Below are 21,335 nucleotides of genomic sequence, written 5' to 3' on the forward strand. Positions count from 1 at the left end.
TGTCGGCGGTTCCCTCTCGAACGCCGGAGGCACGCACCGTGTCTGACCCCAACCAGATCAAGATCCCCACCGAGCTCCTGCCCTCGGACGGCCGCTTCGGCTGCGGTCCGTCGAAGATCCGACCCGAGGCCGTGGAGGCGCTCGCGGCCACGTCCCTGCTGCTCGGCACCTCGCACCGCCAGGCCCCGGTGAAGAACCTGGTCAAGCGGGTGCGCGAGGGCGTAGCCGAGCTCTTCTCGCTGCCCGAGGGCTATGAAGTGGTCCTGGGCAACGGCGGCTCCACCGCGTTCTGGGACATCGCCGCGTTCGGGCTGATCCGGAACAAGTCCCAGCACCTGCAGTTCGGCGAGTTCTCCGGCAAGTTCGCCGCCTCGGCCAAGGCCGCCCCCTGGCTGGCCGACCCGCAGGTGATCAAGTCCGAGCCGGGCACCCACCCGCTGCCCGAGGCCGCCGCCGACGTGGACGTCTACGCGCTCACCCACAACGAGACCTCCACCGGCGTGGCGATGCCGATCCGCCGCCCGGCAGGGGCGAACGAGGACGCGCTGGTGCTGGTGGACGCCACCTCCGGGGCCGGCGGCCTGCCGGTGGACGTGCGCGAGACCGACGTCTACTACTTCGCCCCGCAGAAGTGCTTCGCCTCCGACGGCGGCCTGTGGATCGGCGTGTTCTCCCCGGCCGCGCTCGCCCGGGCGGCCGAGATCGCCGCCTCCGACCGGTACATCCCGACCTTCTTCGACCTGCCGACCGCGATCGACAACTCCACCAAGGACCAGACGTACAACACCCCGTCGGTGGCGACGCTGTTCCTGATGGCCGATCAGCTGGACTGGCTCAACGGCAACGGCGGCCTGGACTGGGCCACCGCCCGCACCGCCGACTCGGCCGGCCGGCTCTACGCCTGGGCCGAGAAGAGCGAGTACACGACCCCGTACGTGCCCGACCCGCAGCAGCGCTCGCAGGTCGTGGGCACCGTCGACCTGGCCGACGACCTCGACGCGGTGCAGGTCTCGAAAGTGCTGCGGGCCAACGGCATCGTGGACACCGACTCGTACCGCAAGCTCGGGCGCAACCAGCTGCGCATCGCCATGTTCCCGGCGATCGAGCCGGCCGACGTGGAGGCGCTGACCAACTGCGTCGACTACGTGGTGGAGCAGCTTCGCGGCTGAGTGTCACCGATCCGCTTGCCGGTGGGGCGGAACGACGGAGCGCGACGGTCCGGATCGCGACGGGTCCGGACGAACTCTTAGCTCCGCTTCACCTTGAGCGCAGCTTTATTTGCGGCCCGGCGCATAACCTCGCATCATGCGTAAGGCCAAGCTGAAGTTCAAGCGCCCCCGGGTCAACGGCGGCGTACCGGTGCGCACCGGCACGATCCTGACGGCCGGCGCCACGGTGCTCGTCACGGTGGCGATAGCGCTGGCCATCGTGGGACCTGACGGCTCAGCGGCCGCGGCACCCGCCGCGGCCGCTTCGTCCTCGGGGGCGGATTCGAGTTCTGCTTCAGCATCGGCCTCCGCATCAGCATCGGCATCGGCATCGGCGTCCGCATCGGCATCGGCGTCCGCATCGCCGTCGCCTTCCGCCTCGGCCAGCGCGAGCTCCTCGCCCTCCGCGTCCGCCTCGCCGGTCGAAGACCCGGCCACAGCCCTGGCCGAAGCGGTCGCGAGCACCGTCTCGGCCGACGGCAAGCACGTCAGCGTGGCCGTGGAGGACCTCTCCACCGGCACCACCGCGAGCTACAACGTCAGCGACGACTACGTCACGGCCTCCATAATCAAGGTCGACATACTCTCGACGGTGCTCTACAACGACCAGCGCGAGGGCACCTCGATGAGCTCCTCGCAGCGCTCGCTGGCCACTGCGATGATCGAGAACAGCGACAACGACGCGGCCTCGGCGCTCTACGACGACGCGGGCGGCTCGGCCGGCATCACGGCCGCCAACAAGGCGTTCGGCCTGACCGACACCGACATCGACAATTCAGCTTTCGGCGACACCACCACCACGACCAGTGACCAGATACTCCTGCTGCGCCAGGTCTTCACCTCGGACTCGAAGCTGACCTCGGCCGACCGCAGCTACATCCAGGGTCTGATGGCGCACGTGGAGACGGACCAGCGCTGGGGCGTGAGCGCGGGCGCCGACGACCCGGGCGAGGGCGCGAGCGACTACCTGCTCAAGAACGGCTGGCTGCCGCGCAGCGCCACGAACCTTTGGGAGGTCAACAGCATCGGCGAAGTCGAGCACAACGGCCACGAGTACCTGGTGGCCGTGCTCTCGGCGGAGAACACGTCGATGGACTCGGGGATCAGCGTGATCGAGAAGGTCGCCAAGGAGGCGGTCGACGCGCTCGGCTGAGGCGTTCGGCGCGGCGCGCTGTCCGGCGCTCAGTGCATGTGCTTGACCAGCGTCCCGACCAGCACCAGGGCGAACAGGCCCAGGAGCGTCGCGGTGACGATGCGGGTACGAATGCGGGGATCCACCTCAGCAGTCTAGGCGGGCCGTCCGGGCGGCTCCGCGCCGGGCCCGGCCGACGGCCGGCGGAGGCCGGCTCAGCGCCCGGTCAGCGCCCAGCGCCCGCGGGGCACATAGATCGGGGGACGTCCGGCCCCGACCGGCGTCAGCGACTCGAACAGGGTGATCTCCTTGACCAGCCAGCGCGGCGTGCGGAAGGCCTGCATCCGCTCGACGTAGGGCTTGAGGTCGGTCGACCCCTCGCCGCGCACCCGGGCGAGGGTCACGTGCGGCCGGAACGGGCGCTCGTCCACCTTCACCCGGCAGCGGCGGGCCGCGGCGGCCACGGACTCGGACAGCCGCCCGAGCCGGTCCCGGTCGCCCTGGATGCCGGCCCACAGCACGTGCGAGTCGAACTGGCCGCCACCGGCCACCGCGAGCTCCATCGGGGTGGCCCGCCCGGCCGCGCGGGCGAGGCGCTCGGTCAGGTCGGGCAAGGTCGGCTCGGGCACCTCGCCGAGGAAGGCGAGGGTGATGTGCCAGCTCTCCGGATGGGTCCAGCGCACGTGGGCGTCCCCGTGCGGGAGCGTGGAGAGTGCAGCGCGCAGCTCGAGCAGCACCGGTCGAGGGGGTACCACGGCCACGAACAAGCGCATCGCGCACCTCCGGATGAGGGGTCCGGCGTCGCCGGCCTCCCCCGTACCGGGAGGCACGGGCACACGGCGATGAGTGTCAGCTCATCATCATGCAGGGCGCGCCACCACTGCGATGTGCGGACGGGCCAAGAGCCTCGTCTGTATCTGCCGGTCCGTCCGCCGGGCCAGCCAGTACGCGGCGCCCAGACCGGCCGCGACGGTCAGCAGCCCGCACAGGCTCTGGGTCCAGCGCACGCCGATCGCTCCGGCCAGCCAGCCCACGATCGGCGAGCCGACCGGGGTGCCGCCCATGAAGACCAGCACGTACACGCCGGTGACCCGGCCGCGCAGCTCCGGCGTCACCGAGGTCTGCATGACCGCGTTGGCGGTGGTGGCCGTGGTCAGGCCGCACATGCCGGTAAGCGCGAGCATCGCGGCGTACGAGCCGAGGTCCGGCATCACCGCGGCGGCCAGTTCGAACAGGCCGAAGAGCATGGCCCCGCCGAGCACCAGCCGGATCCGGGCCACCCGCCGCCGGGCCGCGAGCAGCGCGCCGAGCAGGGAGCCGACCGCCATGATCGCGGAGATCACGCCGTAGGTGGAGGCGCCGGAGTGGAAGACCTGGGTGGTGTAGAGCGGCAGCAGCACCGGGAAGTTGAGGCCGAAGCTGCCGAACACGGCCACCGTGACCAGCACGGCGAGCAGGTCGGGCCGAGTGCGCACGTAGCGGAAGGCCTCGAGCTGGCCGCCTCGTCCGCGCTTGGCCCGGGTGTCCGCGTGCAGTTCGCGCTTGCGGATCAGGGCCAGTCCGGTGACCACGGCCGCATAGGAGGCCGCGTTGATCAGGAAGACCCAGCCGGAGCCGGTCATCTGCGAGGTGAACAGGCCGATCAGCAGGCCGGCCACGGCGGGGCCGAGGACGCGGCCGAGGTTGAAGTTGGCGGAGTTGAGCGAGACCGCGTTCTGCAGGTCCTCCGGGCCGACCATCTCGACCACGAAGGACTGCCGGGCCGGGGTGTCGGCGGCCGTGACGGTGCCCAGGAGCAGGGCGAAGACGTAGATCTGCCAGGCGGTGATGCTTCCGGTGACGGTGAGCAGGCCGAGGATGCCGGCGAGCACGCCCATGCCGCTCTGCGTGATCATCAGCATGGTGCGCTTCGGGAACCGGTCGGCGAGCACGCCGCCCCAGACCGAGAAGAGCAGGATCGGGAGGAACTGCAGCGCCGTGACCACGCCGAGGGCGGTGCCGCTGTGGGTGAGGGTGAGCACCAGCCAGTCCTGGGCGATGCGCTGCATCCAGGTGCCGGTGTTGGAGACGACCTGCCCGGCCGCGAACAGGCGGTAGTTGCGGTTGCGCAGGGATCGGAATGTGCTGCGTATCGAGTCGGTCTCGCTCACGGGCGGCCCCCTCCGGCGGTACTGCTATGGCTTAAATCACACTGAGAAGCTTACATCATTAGCAGCGCTAAGTGGAAACCGTCTATTCCCCACTCAGCCACTTACAGGCCAGGTGGGGCGGGGTTACTTCACGTTCAGCCAGTGCTCGATCGGGCTGATCGCGAAGTAGGCGACGAAGAGCAGCGAGATCACGGCCATCAACGGGTGCACCTCGCGCGCCCGGCCGAGCACCAGCCGGATCGCCACGAACGCGATCACCGAGGCGCCGATACCGTTGGTGATCGAGTAGGTGAAGGGCATCAGCGCGATCGCCAGGTACGCCGGGATCGCGATGTCCCATTCGGTCCAGGGGATGTCCTTGATCTGGGTCATCATCAGAAAGCCCACCACGACCAGCGCCGGCGCCGCCGCCTGCTGCGGCACGATCCCGGTCAGCGGCGTCGCGAACGTGGTCAGCAGCAGCAGCACGCCGGTGACGACGCTGGCCAGTCCGCTGCGCGCGCCCTCCCCGACGCCCGCCGCGGACTCGACGAAGGTCGTGTTCGAGGAGCACGAGCCCGCGCCGCCGGCCGCCGCGGCCAGCCCGTCGATGAACAGCACCCGGTTGATCCCCGGCACCTCGCCCCGCTCGGTCAGCAGCCCCGCCTCGGCGGTCACGCCCACGATCGTGCCCATGGCGTCGAAGAAGTCGGACAGGATCAGCGTGAAGATGAACACGATGCAGGTCACGACGCCGGCGTGGACGAAGCCGCCGAACAGCGAGAACCTGCCGAGCAGGCTGAAGTCCGGGCTGGCGAACGGGTGGCTGGGCAGCTTCGGCTGGATCAGCCCCCAGTCCGTCACGGTCAGGTGCGCGACGTGGTTGACGATGACCGCGACCACGGTGCAGACGATGATGGAGATCAGGATCGCCCCCGGCACCCGGCGCACGAGCATCAGGAAGGTGGCCAGTACGCCGAGGCAGAAGATGAGCACCGGCCAGCCGTTGAGCTGGCCGTCGGAGCCGAGCTGCACCGGCACGGTGGTCTGCGCGGCGTCCGGGACCCGGGTGACGAAGCCCGCGTCGACCAGGCCGATCAGCGCGACGAACAGGCCGATGCCGACGCCGATGGCCCGCTTGAGCGGCATCGGGATGGCGTCCATGATCATCCGCCGCAGCCCGGTGACCACCAGCACGCAGATGCCGATGCCCTCGAGCACCACCAGGCCCATGGCGTCCTGCCAGGACATGGTCGGCGCGATCGTGAAGGCCACCACGCCGTTCAGGCCCAGGCCCGCGGCGATGGCGAGCGGCAGGTTCCCGCCCACGCCCATGATGATGGTCATCGCCCCGGCCACCACCGCCGTGGCCACCGTCAGCTGCGCCGGGTTCAGCGTGTGCCCGTAGAGGTCCTTGCCGCCGCCCAGGATCAGCGGGTTGAGCACCACGATGTAGGCCATGGCGAAGAAGGTCGCGAACCCCCCGCGCAGCTCCCGCAGCACGGTGCTCTTGCGCTCGGGCAGCTTGAACGCGAGGGAGACGGGATCGGCGGCCATGGCTGCTCCGGAGGCGGTGGTGCGGGTGAGCGGGCGTGTTGTCTACGCTTGCCCCCGTGGCCATTCCCGCGGATTCCGAGAACACGACCGAGCAGCCGCCGAACGGGGGGTTGCGCGACCTCAAGCCGATGGAGGTGGACATCACCCGGATCGTCCTGATCGGCACCGTGCTCTACGCCATCGCCGCCGTCGTCCTGCTCGCGATGAACACCACGCTGACCCACCACGGCCACGGTCGCTGGCCCTGGGTGGCGGTGAGCGGGACGGCCCTCGGCCTGCTCGGCCTCTACTATCTCAAGCGCCGCGACCGCGCGAACGCCCGCGCAAAGGCGTGAAACCTCTTCCCGCCCGGCTGATAGCGGGACGTAGGGCCGGGCAGGGCCGAAGGAAAACCTTAAAGCCGCCCCGCGCGCACATGTGAGAGCTCTTCCCGCCCCTGGCCTTACTGACCTCCGCCGCCGCCACTCTCCTCATCCGGAACCCGCGCGCGGGGTCCGGGGTGTCCCCGGCGTGGGGCGTGGGGCCGTGCCCCACAAGACACAGGGGACACGTGCGCTCGACGCAGGCCCGACCCGTAGCGAAGCGTAGGGCCGGGCCGAAGGAAAAGCGCTAAGAGTGGCCCAGCTCGGCGGAGTCGACCGAGTCCATCGCGAACTCGTCGAGCACCGGCCCGGGCGCTTCGCGCGGCTCGGGCGAGGCGACCGCCTCGGAGTGCCCGCCGCAGCCGAAGTTGAGCGAGACGACCTGGCCGTCGGCCGGGGAGTACTCGTTGGCGCACACGCCGAAGGCCTGGCGCAGCGAGCCCGCCATCAGGGCCAGGAAGCCGCAGGTGGAACAGGTGCCCGGGGCGGCCTGGGCCATGTCGGACTCCGGTCCGCGGCCCTGCAGCCAGCGCTCGGCCGCGGCCTCGCGGCCCTCGCGGGAGAGCACCCGGTGACGGCCGGCGCCGATCTCGAAGGCGATCAGCGGCAGCGAGTCGCGCCGCTCCCACTTCTCTTCCTCCGCGGCCTTGCCGGTGGCGATCTCCGGCTCGTCCGCGCCGGTGTAGCCGGGCTCGAGCCGCACGTCGTCGGGGGCGGTGGGCAGCAGGTCGCCCACACCGATGTCACCCGGCTGCAGCCGCTCGCTCCACGGCAGCCACTGCGGCGGCATGATCGCGCCGTCACCGGGTACCAACACCGTCTCGTCGACGGTCACCAGCTTCGAGCGCGAGGCCCGGGTGACCGTGACCGCCCAGCGCCAGCCGACGTAGCCGCGCTCCCTGGCCTCGAAGTAGTGGGTGGCCACCCGTTCGCCGTCGGACTGGATGCCGAGGTGCGCGCCCACGTTGCCGATGCCGGCCACGTCTTCGGCGGCGGCCAGCGCGAGCTCAACGGCTTCGGCGCAAGCGGAGTCCAGGACGGGGGTACGGCTGGTTCGGGGCTTGGCGGGCGTCGCGGTGGTCACGCTCCAGATGGTAGTCGTTCCGCGGGCCGCCAGCGTCAGGCGTCCGTGACAAGGGACGTCCGCGGGGTACACACTTGACGCGACGAACCTGAGGGGGAGATCGAAGGCATGGGTGGTCGGGACAACGCTTCCGAGCAGCTGCGCGGAGCGGCGGGGATGCCGCCGCTTCAGGAGACGGCGCTCGGTTCGCCCGCTGACCTGCACGCCACCGACGTGGTCGGCCCCGGCGCGGCGCCGCCCGGGGGCCCGGCGGATCCGGCGGTCGCGACCATGAGCGTGCACGGCGACGGCGGCAAGGGCGGCCGCGACGGACGCGACGGCCGCAACGCGGCCTGGGTGCGGCAGACCGGCAACAAGGTCAAACACGGGGCGGACGAGGCGATGGACGCCGCGGACGCGGTCTACAGCCGGATCCAGCGGATCACCCAGGCGGAAGGGGCGGGCCAGTCCGGCCTGGCCCACGTCATCGAGCTCAACGCGGTGGTAGCCACCGGCGACCTGCTGGTCACCGTGGCCCTGGCCACCTCGCTCTTCTTCAGCCTGCAGCCGAACGAAGCCCGCCCGAAGGTGGCGCTGTACCTGCTGGTCACGATGGTGCCGTTCGTGCTCCTCGCGCCGGTGATCGGCCCGGTGCTGGACCGGCTGCGCGGCGGACGCCGCTTCGCCATGGCGCTGACCGCGCTGATCCGGGCGCTGCTCGCGCTGGTGCTGGCGAAGACGATCGCCGGCGGCAGCCTGGCCGTCTACCCGGCGGCCTTCGGCTGCCTGGCCGCCTCGCGCGCCTACGGGGTGAGCCGCTCGGCGGTCATCCCGCGGGTGCTGCCGCCGGGCACGTCACTGGTTCGGGCCAACTCCCGAATCAACTTGTTCACGCTGTTCGCGACCCTGGTGGCCACGCCCATCGGCTACGGCCTGGGCAAGCTGGGCCACGCCCTGCCGCTGCTGCTCGCGGCTCTGGTCTTCTTCGCAGGCACCTGGCTGGCCCTGCGTCTGCCCAAGCACGTGGACTCGGACGAGGGCGAGATGCGCGCCCAGCTGCGCCGGGAAGACCACGGCCTGGACGAGAACGAGCACACCCTGGCCCAGACGCTGCCGGACAAGCGGCTGCGCTCGGTCGGCACGAGTGTGCTGCTGGCGCTGCGGGCGACCGGCGCGTTGCGCGCGTACGCCGGGTTCACGGCCTTGTACTTCGCGTTCATGCTGCGCACCAACTCCATCGGCGGCCTGCACAACCTGACCGCCATCGGCCTGGTCGCGGGGGCGATCGCGGTCGGCGGCGGGCTCGGCTCGCTGGTCGGCGGCTGGCTCAAGGCGCGGGCGCCCGAGGGCATCGTCACCGGCTGCATCACGGTCAGCGCGATCGTGACGGTGCTCACCGCCTTCTACTACAACCTGCCGATGGTGCTGCTCGCCTGCGGCCTGGCCGGGCTGGCACCGTCGCTGGCCAAGCTCTCGCTGGACGCGATGATCCAGCGCGACACGGTCGAGCAGGTGCGCACGTCCGCGTTCGCCAAGTCGGAGACGCTGATGCAGCTGTGCTGGGTGCTCGGTGCCGGCCTCGGCCTGGTCATGCCGAGCAGCCACCCGGTACTCGCGGTGAGCACCTGCGCGGTCTGGCTCAGCGTGGTGACGCTGATCACCGCCAAGGCGCTGACCGACCAGCGGCACTCCTCCCCGTCCTAGGCCGTGTCCGCCGGGCCCGGCCGAGCCTGACCGGACCGGGGCCGAGTGCGCTCACCCGCTCGGTGTAACTTGGCCGGGTGAACCGGATTCTGATCGTCACCGCGGTCGAGGCCGAGGCCGAGGCGTTGCGCCGGGGCCTGCCCGGCGGAGCCGACGCGCCGGGGGTCACCGTGCTCGTGGGCGGGGTGGGCTCGGCCCACGCGGCCGCGTCGACGGCCCGGGCGCTGGGCACGGACGGCGGCGGCTACGGCGCGGTCATCAGCGCGGGCATCGCCGGCGCCTTCCGGGGCCGGGCCGAGCTGGGCGGGCTGCTGCTGGCCCGCCAGGTCGTGGCCGCGGACTTCGGCGCCGGGGCCCCGCGGGACGAGGAGCATCCGGACGGCTTCCTGAGTGTGGACGAGCTCGGCTTCGGCTCGGCCACGGCGGAGGCCGGGCGGCTGCCGGGCGTGCAGGCCGTCGTCGGCACCATCCTCACCGTCACCTGCGCCACCGGAACCGACGAGCGCGCCGAGGAACTGACGCGGCGTTACCCGGAGGCGGTCGGCGAGGCGATGGAGGGCTACGGCGTGGCCGCCGCGGCGGCGCTGTTCGACCTGCCCTTCGCCGAGATCAGAGCCGTGTCGAACTTCGTCGGGCGGCGGGAGCGGGAGGCCTGGCGGATCGGTCCCGCGCTGGCCGCGCTCACCGCGGCGGCCCGGCCGATCGCGGAAGGACTCCAGGCATGCTGACCATCGCCTACTCTCCCTGCCCCAACGACACCTTCATCTTCCACGCGTGGACGCACGGCCTGATCGCCGGAGCACCGGAGCTGACGGTCAGTTACGCCGACATCGACCAGACCAACGGCTGGCTGGCCGACGAGCGCGGCCTGGACGTGATGAAGATCTCCGCGGCCGCGCTGCCGGAGGCGCTGGCGAACGGCTACGAGCTGCTGCCGTGCGGCGGCGCGATGGGCCGGGGCTGCGGGCCGCTGGTGCTGGCCGCGCCCGGGTTCGGCGGCAGCCTGGCCGGCCGGACGGTGGCCGTGCCGAGCCTGCGCTCGACCGCGTTCCTGCTGTTCAAGCAGTGGGCTGCGGCGCGGGGTGAGCAGCCTGAGATCAGGGTCATGCAGTTCCGCGACATCATGCCCGCGGTGCGCGACGGCGAGGTGGACGCCGGACTGGTCATCCACGAGGCCCGCTTCACCTACCAGCAGTTCGGCCTCGAGTGCCTCGCCGATCTGGGCGAGTGGTGGGAGGCGACGACCGGCGCGCCGATCCCGTTGGGCGTGATCGTGGCCCGCTCGGCTCTCGGGCCCGAGGTGATCGGCGGGGTCACCGCGGCGCTGCGCGCTTCCGTGGAACACGCCTTCGCCCACCCGCAGGACTCGCACGAATACGTGCTCTCCCTCGCCGAGGAGATGGATCCGGATGTGGCCCGCCGCCACATCGAGCTCTACGTCAACGAGTTCTCCCGGGACCTCGGCCCGGACGGCGAGAAGGCCCTCGAACGCTTGTTCGTTTAGCTGTTCGAGGGCCGGGAGCGACGGGCGGGGGCGGCGGTCACAGGTCGAGCTGGTCGGCCACCGCCCGGAGCAGCTTGGCCACCTTGCGGCCCTGCTCGCGCTCGGGGTACTTGCCGCGGCGCAGGGTGGTCGAGACGTGGTCGAGCACCTTGATCACGTCTTCGACGATCACGACGAGGTCCTCGGCCGGCTTGCGCTGGGCCACCGCGACGGAGGGCTTGGCGTCGATCAGCTGGACGTTGAGCGCGCTCTCGCCGCGCCGCCCGTCCGCGATGCCGAACTCGACCCGCTGGCCGGGCTTGAGCGTATCGACCCCGGGCGGGAGCGCGGAGGAGTGGACGTGGACGTCGCCGCCGTCCTCGCGGGCGATGAAACCGAAGCCCTTTTCGGCGTTGTACCACTTCACCTTGCCGGTCGGCACCGAACTACCTCATCACTCTCGTCGTAACTCCCGGGCTTCGCACGCTGACCGCGTTCACCCTGACGAGTTAAGGCTAGCTGCCCGGCGCCGCCTGGTCACGCTGCATTATCGAGCTGATCCGGACGCGTGAGCATTTCCTGCGGACATCCCTCGTACGGCGTAGTCAACGCGCGCTTCAGGGCCCGGACACCTAAGGTTAGGCGAACCTTACTTTTCTCGTCGTCTCGGCTGCCCGGGCGCCGTGCCGCGGACTTCCCGGGAGGGCCTGATGACGCTGCCGCCGTGTGCCGACCCCGCCGCGACCTGCGCCGGCGCCTGCGTCGGGCTCGGCGCGAGCGCACCGGCGGCCACCCGCGGCTGGCTGCTGATCGAACACGCCGGACCGTGGCCCGCATTCGGCTATCCGAGTGACCTCCCGGCCGGCCTGGCGCGGTCCGCCGAGCGGCTGCTGGGTCACGGCGTGCGCCCGCAGCTGATCCGGCGCACGGACCGCCTCGGACGGCGCGGAGACGGCGTGCGCGCCGTCTTCCTGGCGGGCGGAGACGCCGCGGGATCGACCTGGATCGAGCGGGTCGATCCGGCACTGCTGACGGACCGTCACCCTGGCTCTCGACTGAACTCTGCGACGTTCCGTACCGCGCAGGCACCGGGCCTCGGGCGAGCCGCCGGGCCGCTGCTTCTGGTGTGCACGCACGGCCGGCGCGAGGTGAGCTGCGCCCGCTTCGGCCGGCCGGTCGCAGTGGCCTTGGCCGCCCGTTTCGGTCCGCTGGTCTGGGAGACCACGCACGTCGGCGGCGACGAGTTCGCGGCCAACCTCGTACTGCTGCCGGAAGGCGCCTACTTCGGCCGGCTCGACCCACGTCAGGCCGTCATCGTGGCCGAGCGCGCACTGGCCGGGGAACTCGAGCTCGACGCGTACCGCGGTACGGCGGGCCGATCGGCCGGGGCGCAGGCTGCTGAGTCGCAGCTGCGCCACACCCTCGGGGAGCGATCACTCGCCACGCTGCGCCCGCTGCCGCCGTGCGCTCCCGACGTGCACTGCTTCATCCACATACAACCGGACGGCGCGCGCAGGCACTACGAGGTGCCGGTCACGTCCGCCGGATGACGCCGCGGGCCAGGCGCCAGGCCAGGAACATCGCGCCGAGCACCGCGATCATCCGCGGGAAGGCGCCGAAGAACGAGTCCATGCCGCTGAGCAGGTCGACCGGCTTGTCCACGGTGCCGCCCGGCTTGCCGTGCCGGGTGAGCCAGAACCCGAAGCTGAAGAGCAGGAAGCTGACCGCGGGCACACCCACCACCAGCAGCCACTTCTCCACCGGGCTGTAGAACCGGGAGGCGAACGCGACCAGGCCGCCGGCCACCAGGAACAGCCACTGCCCCATCACCGCGCCGGCCAGCAGCAGCACGATCGCGGCGGTCTCCACCGGGTGCACCCGCGGGCCGCCCACCCAGAAGCTGCGCAGCCGGGCCGAGACGTCGCCGCCGTCCTCCTCGGCCGGCGGCAGCGCCAGGCCGACGTCTCCGGTGGGCACCTGCACGCCCTGGTTGAGCGCGCCGACGGTCTCGGACCGGTAGTCGATCGCCGCCGCGAACGGGTCGGGGTCCAGACAGATCTCAGGGCCCGAACCGGGCGGCCCGACCGGGTGCACCGGGCCGTGTCCGTGCGTCTCCGGCGCGAGCTGCTTGGCCAGCTCCGCGTCCACCGCGCCCGCGCTCGAACTCGGCCCGGTCCGGCTGAGCCGCGCGGCGAGCGCCTGCTGCGACTCGGGGTCGCGCTGCACCTCGGCGTCGACCAGGGTGATCGGGTCGCCGAGGGAGCTCAGGATGCGCTCGAGGGTACGGATGTCCCGGCCGTTGGCCGCGCGCTCCTGCTCGATCCGCTGGCGCAGCGTGTCGAGCAGCCGGCTGCGCGAGGCGGGCGAGAGGTGCGGGGCCGCGACGTCGGCCACCTTGCTCAGGAATGCCGCGAGCTGCTGCTCCGGATCGCGGTCCGGTCGCGCCGAGCGCCTGCCGTAGGCGTCGAACTCGTATCCGCTGCGCACTGCTCCACCCCTCATGGATCCCACATCACCGAGTCCTGTTATATATGCCCGGCGGGTGGGCGCGATGACCCGGCGCGTGAATGTGTCGAGGAGCACGCGCGTGCGCGGTTTCACCTCCGGGCTGGGGGTGGTGGCATGCGGTGTGGCACGCTGTGAGCCATGCCGAAGGGACTGTTGGAAGTCATCGCGGTGGACGCCGAAGACGCGCGTCGCGCCGTGTCCGCCGGAGCGCACCGGCTGGAACTGGTCAGTTCGATGCAGTACGCGGGTTTCTGCCCCGCGCCCGAGACGGTCGAGTCGGTGTCAGCCGCCGTGGACGTGCCGGTGCGGGTGATGCTGAGGTTGCGTGAGGGTTTCGGCGTGGGCGGCACCGAGGGTGTCGCACGGCTCGTCGAAACGGCCGGGCGGCTGCGCGAGGCCGGCGCACGGGAGTTCGTCCTGGGGTGGCTGGACGGCGCCGGCGCGGCGGATCTGGCCGCGATCGGCGCCGTGCTCGAGGCTCTGGACGGCCTCCCGTGGACTTTCCACAAGGCTGTGGACGACGGATCGGTGGACCGGCCCGCGCTGTTCGAGGCGATCCGCGGCCTGCCCGGCCTGGACACCGTGCTCAGTTCGGGCGGTCCGCTCCCGGCCGGCCAAGGCGCGGACGTCCTCGCCGCGGAGGCGGCCCGGGAGGCCGGTCTCGGCGAGGCCGGACTGCAACTGCTGGTGGGCGGGGGACTGCGGCTCGACGATGTCCCGGTGCTCCGAGCCCGCGGCCTGACCGACTTCCACGTCGGCACGGCCGTGCGGGTCGGCGGCTCCTGGGAGAACCCGGTCGACCCGGGCATCGTCGAGCACTGGCACGCAGCGGTCGAGAGCTGAGCCGGAATCGGTTGTGCCGGGCCGTCAGGACGCAGACGGCGACGGCCCGGTCGTCAGGCTCGGCGGCCGCCGTGCTGTCCGCCGAACCGCCGCGACTATATCAATAGTCGATCAGTGCACGGCGGTTCCGCGGAGCGGCCGCACCCGCTCAGGCCAGCTCCGCCGGAAGCGGCCGGGAGTGCAGCACGACCAGCCTGGTGACGGCACGGGTGAGCACGACGTAGAGCCGGCGCAGGCCGAGCACCTCATCGTGTTCGGCCTCGGCGATGGTGGTGGGTTCGAGCACGATCACCTGGTCGTACTCGAGGCCCTTGGCCAGGCTGGCCGGGACGAGGACGAGCCGTGCCGTCTCTGCGTCGGCGCCCTGCTCGGGAGCTGGATCCGCTACTTCGTCCTCTTCCTCAGCCTCCTGATCGAGCCGGGAGTAGGCGATGCCGGCCCGATCGAGGCTCGCGGCCACTGCGTTGAGCGCCGCGTCCGCCGTGATGACGCCGACCGAGCCCTCGTCGGCCAGAGCGCTGCGGACGGAGTCGAGCAGCCATTCCTCGAGCTCCGCCTCTCCCTCGACCCCGAGGACGTCGAGGCCGCCGCCCTGCTGGCGGACCGAGGTGGGCGGAGCGAGATGGGGCGCGATCGTGGGCAGCAGCCTGGCCGCGTACTCGATCACCTGGCGCGGCACGCGGAAGCCCTGGGTCAGCTCCTCGATGACCGCCTCGCTCTTGCCCAGGTGCTCCAGTGCCGCCTCCCAGCTGCCGGTGGCCCACGGCGTCGTCGCCTGGGCGATGTCGCCGAGCACGGTCACCGACCCGGTGGTGCACCGGCGCGCGACCGCCCGCAGCTGCATCGCGGAGAGGTCCTGCGCTTCGTCGACCACGACGTGGGCGAGCGAGGCGGTCCGCTCGAGCAGGTCGGAAAGCTCGTCGAGCAGGACCACGTCGGCCATGGTCCACTTGGCCGCGCCAGCCGAGCGCGGCGCCCTCTCCCAGAGCAGCAGCTGCTGCTCAGGCTCGGTCAGCTCGTCCTTCGCCGCCAGCGCCAGCAGTTCCGGGTCGCTGAAGAGAGCGTGCAGCACCTTGGCCGGCTCCATGGCAGGCCAGGCATGGTCGACCACCAGCTTGACCGGGCGCATCCGCGCCACCGCGTCCTGGATCCGGTCGTCCGGGGACTCGCCGGCCATCTCCATCCGTCGCAGGACGCTGTGGGCGATCCGCTGCGCCAGCATCACCCGGCCCGCGCCGTAGCGCACCTCGCGGCCGCGCAGCGTCTCGATGTGTTCGGCGATCTCGTGGGCGGGCACGCGCCAGTGCCGCGAGCCGCGGATCACGGTCAGCGACTCGGTCGGCGTCTGCACGTTCGCCCAGACCGCGCGCCGCAGCACGCGGGCCATCCGCGCGTCGCCCTTGAGCCGCGCCGCCGCCGCGCCGTCGACCGCGCGGACGGGCGCGCGCGCCACCAGCTCGGCGACCGTGGCCTGGGCCACGTCGATCTCGCCGAGCGCGGGCAGCACCTGCTCGATGTACTTGAGGAACTGCCGGTTCGGCCCCACCACCAACGCGCCGCCGCGTTTGATCCGATCGCGGTGCGCATAGAGCAGGAACGCCACCCGGTGCAGGCCCACGGCCGTCTTCCCGGTGCCGGGCGCTCCCTGGACGCAGATGCTCGTGCCCAGGTCGGCGCGGACGATCTCGTCCTGCTCCGGCTGGATGGTGGCGACGATGTCGCGCATCGGGCCGGTGCGCGGGCGCTCGATCTCCTGGCGCAGGATCTGCGAGCCCGGCTCAGTGCCGTGAGCGCCCTGTTGAGCCGGCTTGGCACCGGGGCCGAGCGGCTCGTCCTCGATCGCGGTGAGCTGGCCGGCCGAGAAGCCGAAGCGGCGGCGCAGGCCGAGGCCCATCGGCTCCTTCACGCTGGCCCGGTAGAAGGCCAGCGAGACCGGGGCGCGCCAGTCCACCACCATCGGATCGCCGTGCGCGTCGTGCACGTGGCGGCGGCCCACGTAGAAATGCTCGCCCCGGTATTCGGAGCCGGCCTCGGGGTCGTAGTCGAGCCGGCCGAAGAAGAGCGGCACGTCGGGACGGTCGGCCAGGGCGGCGGCCCGGGCCTGGATCGCGGAGTTGATCACCTCGGTCGAGACCGCGTTGCCGCCCTGCGCGCGCAGCGCGAGGGTCTCCGCGCGCATCGCGCGCAGCGCCGCGCGGGAGCGCTCCAGATGCTCGCGTTCCGCGACGACCTGCGGGGAGAGCGGTGCGGCGGCAGAGTTTTCGGGCATGGCGAAGCCTCCAAAAAATACGTCGATCTTTCGCTATCAGGTTGCGTATTTCCGGAGGCAGAGGTCCGGGCCGCGTGGGCCCGTACGTGCACTGAGCACGGCGGGGTATTGCCGTGTGAAATGGAGGAAAGCACTTTACCAGGGCTCTTGACACGGGGGCAAACCGGCGACAGGCTGCACAGGCGCCCGGCACGTGCCGACCGCGCCGCCCTCCGGCGGCGCCGGTGGCACCGAAGACTCCGTCGGACGCGCGCGGTCCGACAGGCGGGCCGTGGTTCGAGACCTGGTCGGCGGTGCGGCGCCGGCGGGTCCAGCGGATCACGGCCGGCCGCGCGCGGCCGACGGTCACCTGGCCGCCGGGCGTCACCCGGTCGTCGCCGACGACCGGGCGACTCCGCCTGTCGACGATGAGGTCCGGATGACCCCACGCAATCCCCTTCACTCCCCCGCCCGCCGCGGCGGCCTCGGCGTGCTCTGCGCGCTGGCGCTGGTGGCCGCGACCGGCCCGGCGCACGCGGCCGCCTCCTCGGCCGCCGGCTCCGCCGCGTCCGGCGGCCCCGGCGCCGCCTCGTACTACGACCTGGCCCGCAAGGACTGCCTCGGCACCGCCCGGGACACCACCTCGAAGGTCTGGTACACGGTCGCGGACGGCGTGCTCTCGGACGTGTACGAGCCGACCGTGGACAACACGAACGTCAGCACCCTGCAGTACGTGGTGACCGACGGCTCGAGCTTCACCGACCTGCAGACCCGGGACATGACCTACACGGTGGCCGCCGACACCACCGGCATGGCGTGCACGGTCACCGCCACCGACAAGGCGCACGGGTTCCGGCTGACCACCGAGTACGTCACCGACCCGGTCCGCGACACGGTGCTGATGCACACCACGCTCTCGGCGGTGCCGGGAAGCAAGACCAACCTCTCCGCCCTGCACGTCTACGCGCGCCTCGACGCGCACGTCAACGGCACCGGCGGCGGTGGGACGGACAACGCGGGCGGCAACACCGGCGTCATCGACGCGAGCGGCACCCCGGTCGTCAGCAACACCCTGACCAGCACCGAAGCGGTCAACCGGGACTACGCCGTGCCGACCTCCATGGCACTGACCGCCACCTCGGCCGGCGAGGCCTCGGTCGGCTACGCGGGCACCGCCGGCGACGGGCTGACCCAGCTCGACTCGGCCCATGCGCTCACCGCGTACAACTCCGCCGCGAACGGGCACATCGTCGCGACCGAGGACGTCACGCCGCGCACCCACGGCGCGTCCAACGCGGCTGAGGACTTCACGCTGGCGCTCGGCTTCGGCCGTACCCAAACGCAGGCCGCTGCCACCGCGAAGGCCTCGTTGCTGCTCCCCTTCGCTGCGCAGGAGCAGCTCTACCTGACCACGTGGCGCCTGTACGACAGCACCCTGAAGCAGCCGCCCGCCCGGGTGGACGGCGTCGACGAGCAGACGATCCGCAAGACGTACTACCTCGACGCGAACGTGCTCAAGTCCAGCGAGGACAAGACCTTCCCGGGCGCCATCGTCGCGTCGCTCGCCTCGCCCTGGGGCCAGGCTGTGAACGCCGGGGCGTACGTCGGCGGCAAGGCGGTCTACTTCGGCTCGTACCGCGAGGTCTTCGCCCGCGACCTGTACGAGGCCTTCACCGGGCTGCTCGCCGACGGAGACCTCGGCACCGCCCGGAACACCGCGAAGTTCCTGCTGACCAAGCAGCAGCTGCCCACCGGTGAGATCCCGCGCAACTCGCTGGTCAACGGCAAGGCCGCGCCGGACACCGGCGGCGACCAGCTCGACGAGACCGCGTACCCGATCCTGATGGCCTACCAGGCCGGCCTCGGCGGCGACGCGTCGCTGTGGACCGAGCACATCAAGCCCGCGGCCGACTTCCTGGTCGCGCACGGCCCGTCCTTCGGGGTGGAGCGCTGGGAAGAGCAGTCCGGCTACTCGCCCTCGACCATCGCGGCCGAGATCGCCGGCCTGACCGCCGCGTCGGCCATCGCGACCATGCACGGTGACGGCGCGGACGCCGCGCTCTACCAGGCGGCCGCGGACGACTTCCAGCGCAACATCGAGAACTGGACCGTCACCAGCACCGGTTCGCAGAGCTCGAACCCGTACTTCATGCGGCTGTCCAAGACCGGCGACCCGAACGCGGCGATCACCTATTCGCTCTCGAACGGCGCACCCAGCGTCGATCAGCGCGACGTGATCGACGGCGGCTTCCAGGAGCTGGTGCGGCTCGGCGAGCTCTCGCCGTCCGACACCACCTTCCAGAACTCGCTCTCGGTCCTCGACGACACGATCTCCGTCTCCACGCCGTCCGGCACCGGCTACTACCGGTACGGCGACGGCGCGAGCCTCGGCAGCACCGACGGCTACGGCGACTGCTCGACGACGAACAGCCAGACCTCGTGCACGACCGCGGGCGAGCCGTGGCCGACCACCGACACCGGCACCGGCCACCTGTGGCCCGTGCTCTCCGGCGAGCGGGCCGAATCCGCCGTCGCCGAGAAGGACCCGAGCACCGCGAGCGGCCTGCTGAAGTTCATGATCAGCTCGGCTTCCGGCGAGGGCCTGGTGCCCGAGCAGGTCTGGGAGGACCCGAACCTGGCGGCCTCGCCGTACGGCTCGGACCCGACCACCGCCAGCATCGGCTTCGTCGACGGCCAGGCCGCCGGCTCCGCCTCGCCGCTGACCTGGGCCCAGTCCCAGGAACTGCGGCTGATCGTGGACCTCGGCACCGGCCACGACCCGAGCACGCCGCAGCTGACCACCCAGCGCTACGTCGCGCACGCGGCGCCGGGCACCGCCCCGGTGACGCTGACCTCCCCGACCGGGGGCAGCACGATCGAGGGCGGCAGCACCACGGTGGCCGGCACCACGACGCCGGGCGCGCGCCTGACCGTCTCGTCGCAGGACACGGACACCAGCGCGGCCGCGCAGAGCGTGACCGCCACCGCCGACGCGACCGGGGCGTTCTCCGCCGCGGTGCCGGTCGGCTTCGGCACCAACGTGATCAGTGTCGCGGCCACCGCCTCCGGTGCGACCGGCTTCGCCCAGACTGACGTGGTCGGCGACGTGGCCGGCGGCACCACCGTGCTGGACGTGACGCACGCCGGCAACCACGACGGCCCGGGCACGTATCAGTACCCGACCGCAGCGGACTTCGTCGCAGGCTCCTTCGACATCGACCGCTTCCAGGTGATCACGGCCGACGGCACGGTCTACCTGCGTCTGACGCTGGCCGACCTGACGCCGACCTTCGGCGCCACGATGGGCGCGCAGCTGCTCGACTACTACATCCACGACCCGAACGCGACGAGCACGTCGACCGCCGCCGCGTACCCGAGCCGCAACTACACGATCGCCTCGGCGGACGCGTGGAACCAGCGGATCGAGGTGCAGGGCTTCGCCTCGCCGGTGTGGCAGAACGCGAGCGGCGCAGCCGTGGGCACGCCGACGGCGGTGGTCGCCTCGACCGTGGCGAACACGATCACGGTGGCGCTGCCCGAATCCGAGTTCGGCACGCCGACCTCGGGCTGGACCTTCACCGTCGCCCTGGCCGGACAGGACGGCTACAGCTCGGACCAGGCCCGCGCGTTCACCGCCACGGCCGGCGGCTACAGCTTCGGCGTCTGCCCGGCCGGGGACGACGCGGCGATCTGCGCGCTGGACCCGAACTCCGTGCCGAAGGTGATGGACACCATCACCCCGGCCGGCGTGTCGCAGGCCACTGAGCTCGACCCGACGCTCGGCCCGGTGGTGCTCCAGGGCGTGACCGTGCCGTAGCAGGCCCCCGCGCCCGTCTCGTTCCGCCGACTCCGGCCGCCGCCCTCTCCCAGGGTGGCGGCCGGTTTCGCGTCCGCGGCCGGGCCGGAGGGAAAACCTGTTGAACGCGTTCAAAAACTCCGCTACGCTCGTCCCGGCGCGAGTTTTTGAACGCGTTCAACTGCTCCGGGGAGGGACGATGGATGCGGTGGCCGCAGTGGCGATCCCGTGCGTCGGCTGCGTCGATTCGGGAGGGGCCCGGCACGTCGTCGCCGACGGGAACGTCGTGGGCATGGCGCTGATCGCCGTACCGGGTCTGATCGCGGGCGCGATGGCCGGTTTCAGCCGCGCCGGCCGCCCGGGCCGGCTCGGATGGCCGGGATGACGAGACTGCAGAAGCACTGACCTGCCCGAGTGCGGTCTTGTCAGTGGACTTCTGTACGGTGCTCAGTGTGCCGGAAGCCTTGCTTCCGGCACGGATGCACCGCGAGGGAGGACCCGCCCGGGACGGATCGGCGACGAGGAGGGGAGCCGATCCGTCCGGAGGCGGGCGTCAGCCCGTACGGTGGGATGGTGCAAGAACCGATGGCCGCGACCAAGACCGCGAAAAGCGAGCAGACCCGCACGCTGATCCTGAACACGGCGATGCGCCTGTTCGAGGAACGCGGCTACGACCAGACCACCATGCGCGCCATCGCGCAGGAGGCGGGCGTCTCGGTCGGCAACGCCTACTACTACTTCTCTGGCAAGGAAGAGCTGGTCCAAGGCTTCTACGACCGCCTCGCCGCCGAGCACGCCGAGGTCGCGCTGGCCGCGATGCGGGGCGTGACCGACCTGGCGGACCGGATCCGGCTGGTGCTCACCACCTGGCTGGACGTGGCAGAGCCCTACCACGCCTTCGCCAAGCACTTCTTCCGCAACGCGGCCGACCCCTCCAGCCCGCTCAGCCCGTTCGCGGCCGAGTCCGCCGACGCCCGGGAAGCCGTGATCGACCTGCACCGGACCGTGCTGTCCGGCTCGAACCTGCGCTACGACGCGGAGATCGCGCGCATCATGCCGGAGCTGCTCTGGCTCCACCACCTCGCGCTGGTGCTCTACTGGGCGCACGACCGCACACCGCAGGCGGAGCGCACCCGCCGGCTGGCCGTGCGCACCTCGGGCACGGTGGCCAAGGCGGTGCGGCTGTGCAAGTACAAGGTCGTGCGGCCGCTGGTCCGGGAAGCCGACTCGATCCTGCGCGAGTTCCTGATCACCGACCCCGACCCCGAGCCCGCGGACCCGGACGCGGCGGCGAAGGACTGA

The 21,335-nt window shown here is 71.7% G+C and carries 19 protein-coding genes; 11 read left to right on the forward strand and 8 right to left on the reverse strand.

The features are described 5' to 3' along the window. The first annotated feature begins 38 nt into the window (after positions 1-38). Entirely contained in the window at positions 39-1,169 is a 1,131-nt protein-coding gene (serC, locus tag ACTRO_RS23485) for a phosphoserine transaminase (protein ID WP_034266371.1), read from the forward strand. A gap of 105 nt (positions 1,170-1,274) precedes the next feature. Here serC and ACTRO_RS45955 read toward each other — a convergent pair whose 3' ends face one another. Further along, a complete protein-coding gene (locus ACTRO_RS45955) occupies positions 1,275-1,691 on the reverse strand; it encodes a hypothetical protein (protein ID WP_157436386.1) in 417 nt (138 codons plus the stop codon). 10 nt (positions 1,692-1,701) lie between these two features. On the opposite strand from ACTRO_RS45955, the gene ACTRO_RS23490 reads away from it, so the two are divergent. Continuing rightward, positions 1,702-2,361, forward strand: a complete 660-nt coding sequence (locus ACTRO_RS23490; protein WP_051451268.1) for a serine hydrolase — start codon at positions 1,702-1,704, stop codon at positions 2,359-2,361. Between the two features lie 194 nt (positions 2,362-2,555). On the opposite strand, the gene thpR is transcribed toward ACTRO_RS23490, so the two are convergent. From thpR to ACTRO_RS23505, 3 genes are all read right to left on the reverse strand, one after another. Beyond that, positions 2,556-3,113, reverse strand: coding sequence for an RNA 2',3'-cyclic phosphodiesterase (gene thpR, locus ACTRO_RS23495; protein ID WP_051451269.1), 558 nt, complete (start codon positions 3,111-3,113; stop codon positions 2,556-2,558). Positions 3,114-3,200: 87 nt separating this feature from the next. After that, on the reverse strand, positions 3,201-4,490 hold the full coding sequence (locus tag ACTRO_RS23500) for an MFS transporter (protein WP_051451270.1): 1,290 nt from the start codon (positions 4,488-4,490) through the stop codon (positions 3,201-3,203). 123 nt (positions 4,491-4,613) lie between these two features. Beyond that, entirely contained in the window at positions 4,614-6,026 is a 1,413-nt protein-coding gene (locus ACTRO_RS23505; RefSeq protein ID WP_034266374.1) for an NCS2 family permease, read from the reverse strand. A 56-nt stretch (positions 6,027-6,082) separates the two neighbouring features. On the opposite strand from ACTRO_RS23505, the gene ACTRO_RS23510 reads away from it, so the two are divergent. Further along, positions 6,083-6,361: a DUF2530 domain-containing protein gene (locus ACTRO_RS23510; RefSeq protein WP_051451271.1), complete on the forward strand. Its 279-nt coding sequence runs from the start codon at positions 6,083-6,085 to the stop codon at positions 6,359-6,361. 274 nt (positions 6,362-6,635) lie between these two features. Here the strand turns inward: ACTRO_RS23510 and ACTRO_RS23515 are convergent, their stop codons facing one another. Continuing rightward, a complete protein-coding gene (locus ACTRO_RS23515) occupies positions 6,636-7,472 on the reverse strand; it encodes a DUF3027 domain-containing protein (protein ID WP_034266377.1) in 837 nt (278 codons plus the stop codon). A gap of 108 nt (positions 7,473-7,580) precedes the next feature. Between ACTRO_RS23515 and ACTRO_RS23520 the strand changes: the two genes are divergently transcribed. The 3 genes from ACTRO_RS23520 to ACTRO_RS23530 all read left to right on the forward strand — a co-directional run bounded on the left by ACTRO_RS23520 (position 7,581) and on the right by ACTRO_RS23530 (position 10,659). Continuing rightward, a complete protein-coding gene (locus ACTRO_RS23520; RefSeq protein WP_051451272.1) occupies positions 7,581-9,155 on the forward strand; it encodes an MFS transporter in 1,575 nt (524 codons plus the stop codon). A 77-nt stretch (positions 9,156-9,232) separates the two neighbouring features. Beyond that, complete coding sequence (gene mqnB / locus ACTRO_RS23525; protein WP_034266380.1) at positions 9,233-9,883, forward strand: futalosine hydrolase; 651 nt, start codon at positions 9,233-9,235, stop codon at positions 9,881-9,883. Beyond that, positions 9,877-10,659: a 1,4-dihydroxy-6-naphtoate synthase gene (locus tag ACTRO_RS23530; protein WP_051451273.1), complete on the forward strand. Its 783-nt coding sequence runs from the start codon at positions 9,877-9,879 to the stop codon at positions 10,657-10,659. The genes mqnB and ACTRO_RS23530 overlap by 7 nt, the downstream gene beginning before the upstream one ends. Before the next feature lie 37 nt (positions 10,660-10,696). Here the strand turns inward: ACTRO_RS23530 and ACTRO_RS51080 are convergent, their stop codons facing one another. After that, positions 10,697-11,080: a cold shock domain-containing protein gene (locus ACTRO_RS51080; protein WP_034266383.1), complete on the reverse strand. Its 384-nt coding sequence runs from the start codon at positions 11,078-11,080 to the stop codon at positions 10,697-10,699. Between the two features lie 268 nt (positions 11,081-11,348). On the opposite strand from ACTRO_RS51080, the gene ACTRO_RS23540 reads away from it, so the two are divergent. Beyond that, positions 11,349-12,188 carry a sucrase ferredoxin gene (locus ACTRO_RS23540; protein WP_051451274.1) on the forward strand — a complete coding sequence of 280 codons (840 nt, stop codon included), beginning with the start codon at positions 11,349-11,351 and terminating at the stop codon, positions 12,186-12,188. On the opposite strand, the gene ACTRO_RS23545 is transcribed toward ACTRO_RS23540, so the two are convergent. Further along, on the reverse strand, positions 12,172-13,140 hold the full coding sequence (locus ACTRO_RS23545; RefSeq protein WP_157436387.1) for a hypothetical protein: 969 nt from the start codon (positions 13,138-13,140) through the stop codon (positions 12,172-12,174). The genes ACTRO_RS23540 and ACTRO_RS23545 overlap by 17 nt on opposite strands. Before the next feature lie 144 nt (positions 13,141-13,284). Here ACTRO_RS23545 and ACTRO_RS23550 point away from each other — a divergent pair, with 144 nt between their 5' ends. After that, complete coding sequence (locus ACTRO_RS23550; RefSeq protein WP_034266389.1) at positions 13,285-13,989, forward strand: copper homeostasis protein CutC; 705 nt, start codon at positions 13,285-13,287, stop codon at positions 13,987-13,989. A gap of 148 nt (positions 13,990-14,137) precedes the next feature. Here ACTRO_RS23550 and ACTRO_RS23555 read toward each other — a convergent pair whose 3' ends face one another. Beyond that, positions 14,138-16,258 carry a HelD family protein gene (locus tag ACTRO_RS23555; RefSeq protein WP_034266392.1) on the reverse strand — a complete coding sequence of 707 codons (2,121 nt, stop codon included), beginning with the start codon at positions 16,256-16,258 and terminating at the stop codon, positions 14,138-14,140. A gap of 418 nt (positions 16,259-16,676) precedes the next feature. On the opposite strand from ACTRO_RS23555, the gene ACTRO_RS23560 reads away from it, so the two are divergent. The 3 genes from ACTRO_RS23560 to ACTRO_RS23570 all read left to right on the forward strand — a co-directional run bounded on the left by ACTRO_RS23560 (position 16,677) and on the right by ACTRO_RS23570 (position 21,335). Beyond that, a complete protein-coding gene (locus tag ACTRO_RS23560) occupies positions 16,677-20,054 on the forward strand; it encodes a glucodextranase DOMON-like domain-containing protein (RefSeq protein WP_051452483.1) in 3,378 nt (1,125 codons plus the stop codon). 178 nt (positions 20,055-20,232) lie between these two features. Then, positions 20,233-20,418 (forward strand): hypothetical protein, encoded by a 186-nt coding sequence (locus tag ACTRO_RS23565; RefSeq protein ID WP_034266394.1) that lies wholly within the window; start codon positions 20,233-20,235, stop codon positions 20,416-20,418. 200 nt (positions 20,419-20,618) lie between these two features. Beyond that, on the forward strand, positions 20,619-21,335 hold the full coding sequence (locus ACTRO_RS23570; RefSeq protein ID WP_211244387.1) for a TetR/AcrR family transcriptional regulator: 717 nt from the start codon (positions 20,619-20,621) through the stop codon (positions 21,333-21,335).

This window comes from Actinospica robiniae DSM 44927 (genome assembly GCF_000504285.1).
GTDB classification, from domain to species: Bacteria; Actinomycetota; Actinomycetes; order Streptomycetales; family Catenulisporaceae; genus Actinospica; species Actinospica robiniae.

Bases quoted from the DNA above. Each gene is read 5' to 3' on its own strand.
- thpR (WP_051451269.1), bottom strand. From the start codon at position 3,113: ATGCGCTTGTTCGTGGCCGTGGTACCCCCTCGACCGGTGCTGCTCGAG.
- ACTRO_RS23505 (WP_034266374.1), bottom strand. From the start codon at position 6,026: ATGGCCGCCGATCCCGTCTCCCTCGCGTTCAAGCTGCCCGAGCGCAAG.
- ACTRO_RS23520 (WP_051451272.1), top strand. From the start codon at position 7,581: ATGGGTGGTCGGGACAACGCTTCCGAGCAGCTGCGCGGAGCGGCGGGG.
- ACTRO_RS23530 (WP_051451273.1), top strand. From the start codon at position 9,877: ATGCTGACCATCGCCTACTCTCCCTGCCCCAACGACACCTTCATCTTC.
- ACTRO_RS23540 (WP_051451274.1), top strand. From the start codon at position 11,349: ATGACGCTGCCGCCGTGTGCCGACCCCGCCGCGACCTGCGCCGGCGCC.
- ACTRO_RS23545 (WP_157436387.1), bottom strand. From the start codon at position 13,140: ATGAGGGGTGGAGCAGTGCGCAGCGGATACGAGTTCGACGCCTACGGC.
- ACTRO_RS23550 (WP_034266389.1), top strand. From the start codon at position 13,285: ATGCCGAAGGGACTGTTGGAAGTCATCGCGGTGGACGCCGAAGACGCG.
- ACTRO_RS23555 (WP_034266392.1), bottom strand. From the start codon at position 16,258: ATGCCCGAAAACTCTGCCGCCGCACCGCTCTCCCCGCAGGTCGTCGCG.
- ACTRO_RS23560 (WP_051452483.1), top strand. From the start codon at position 16,677: ATGACCCCACGCAATCCCCTTCACTCCCCCGCCCGCCGCGGCGGCCTC.
- ACTRO_RS23565 (WP_034266394.1), top strand. From the start codon at position 20,233: ATGGATGCGGTGGCCGCAGTGGCGATCCCGTGCGTCGGCTGCGTCGAT.
- ACTRO_RS23570 (WP_211244387.1), top strand. From the start codon at position 20,619: ATGGCCGCGACCAAGACCGCGAAAAGCGAGCAGACCCGCACGCTGATC.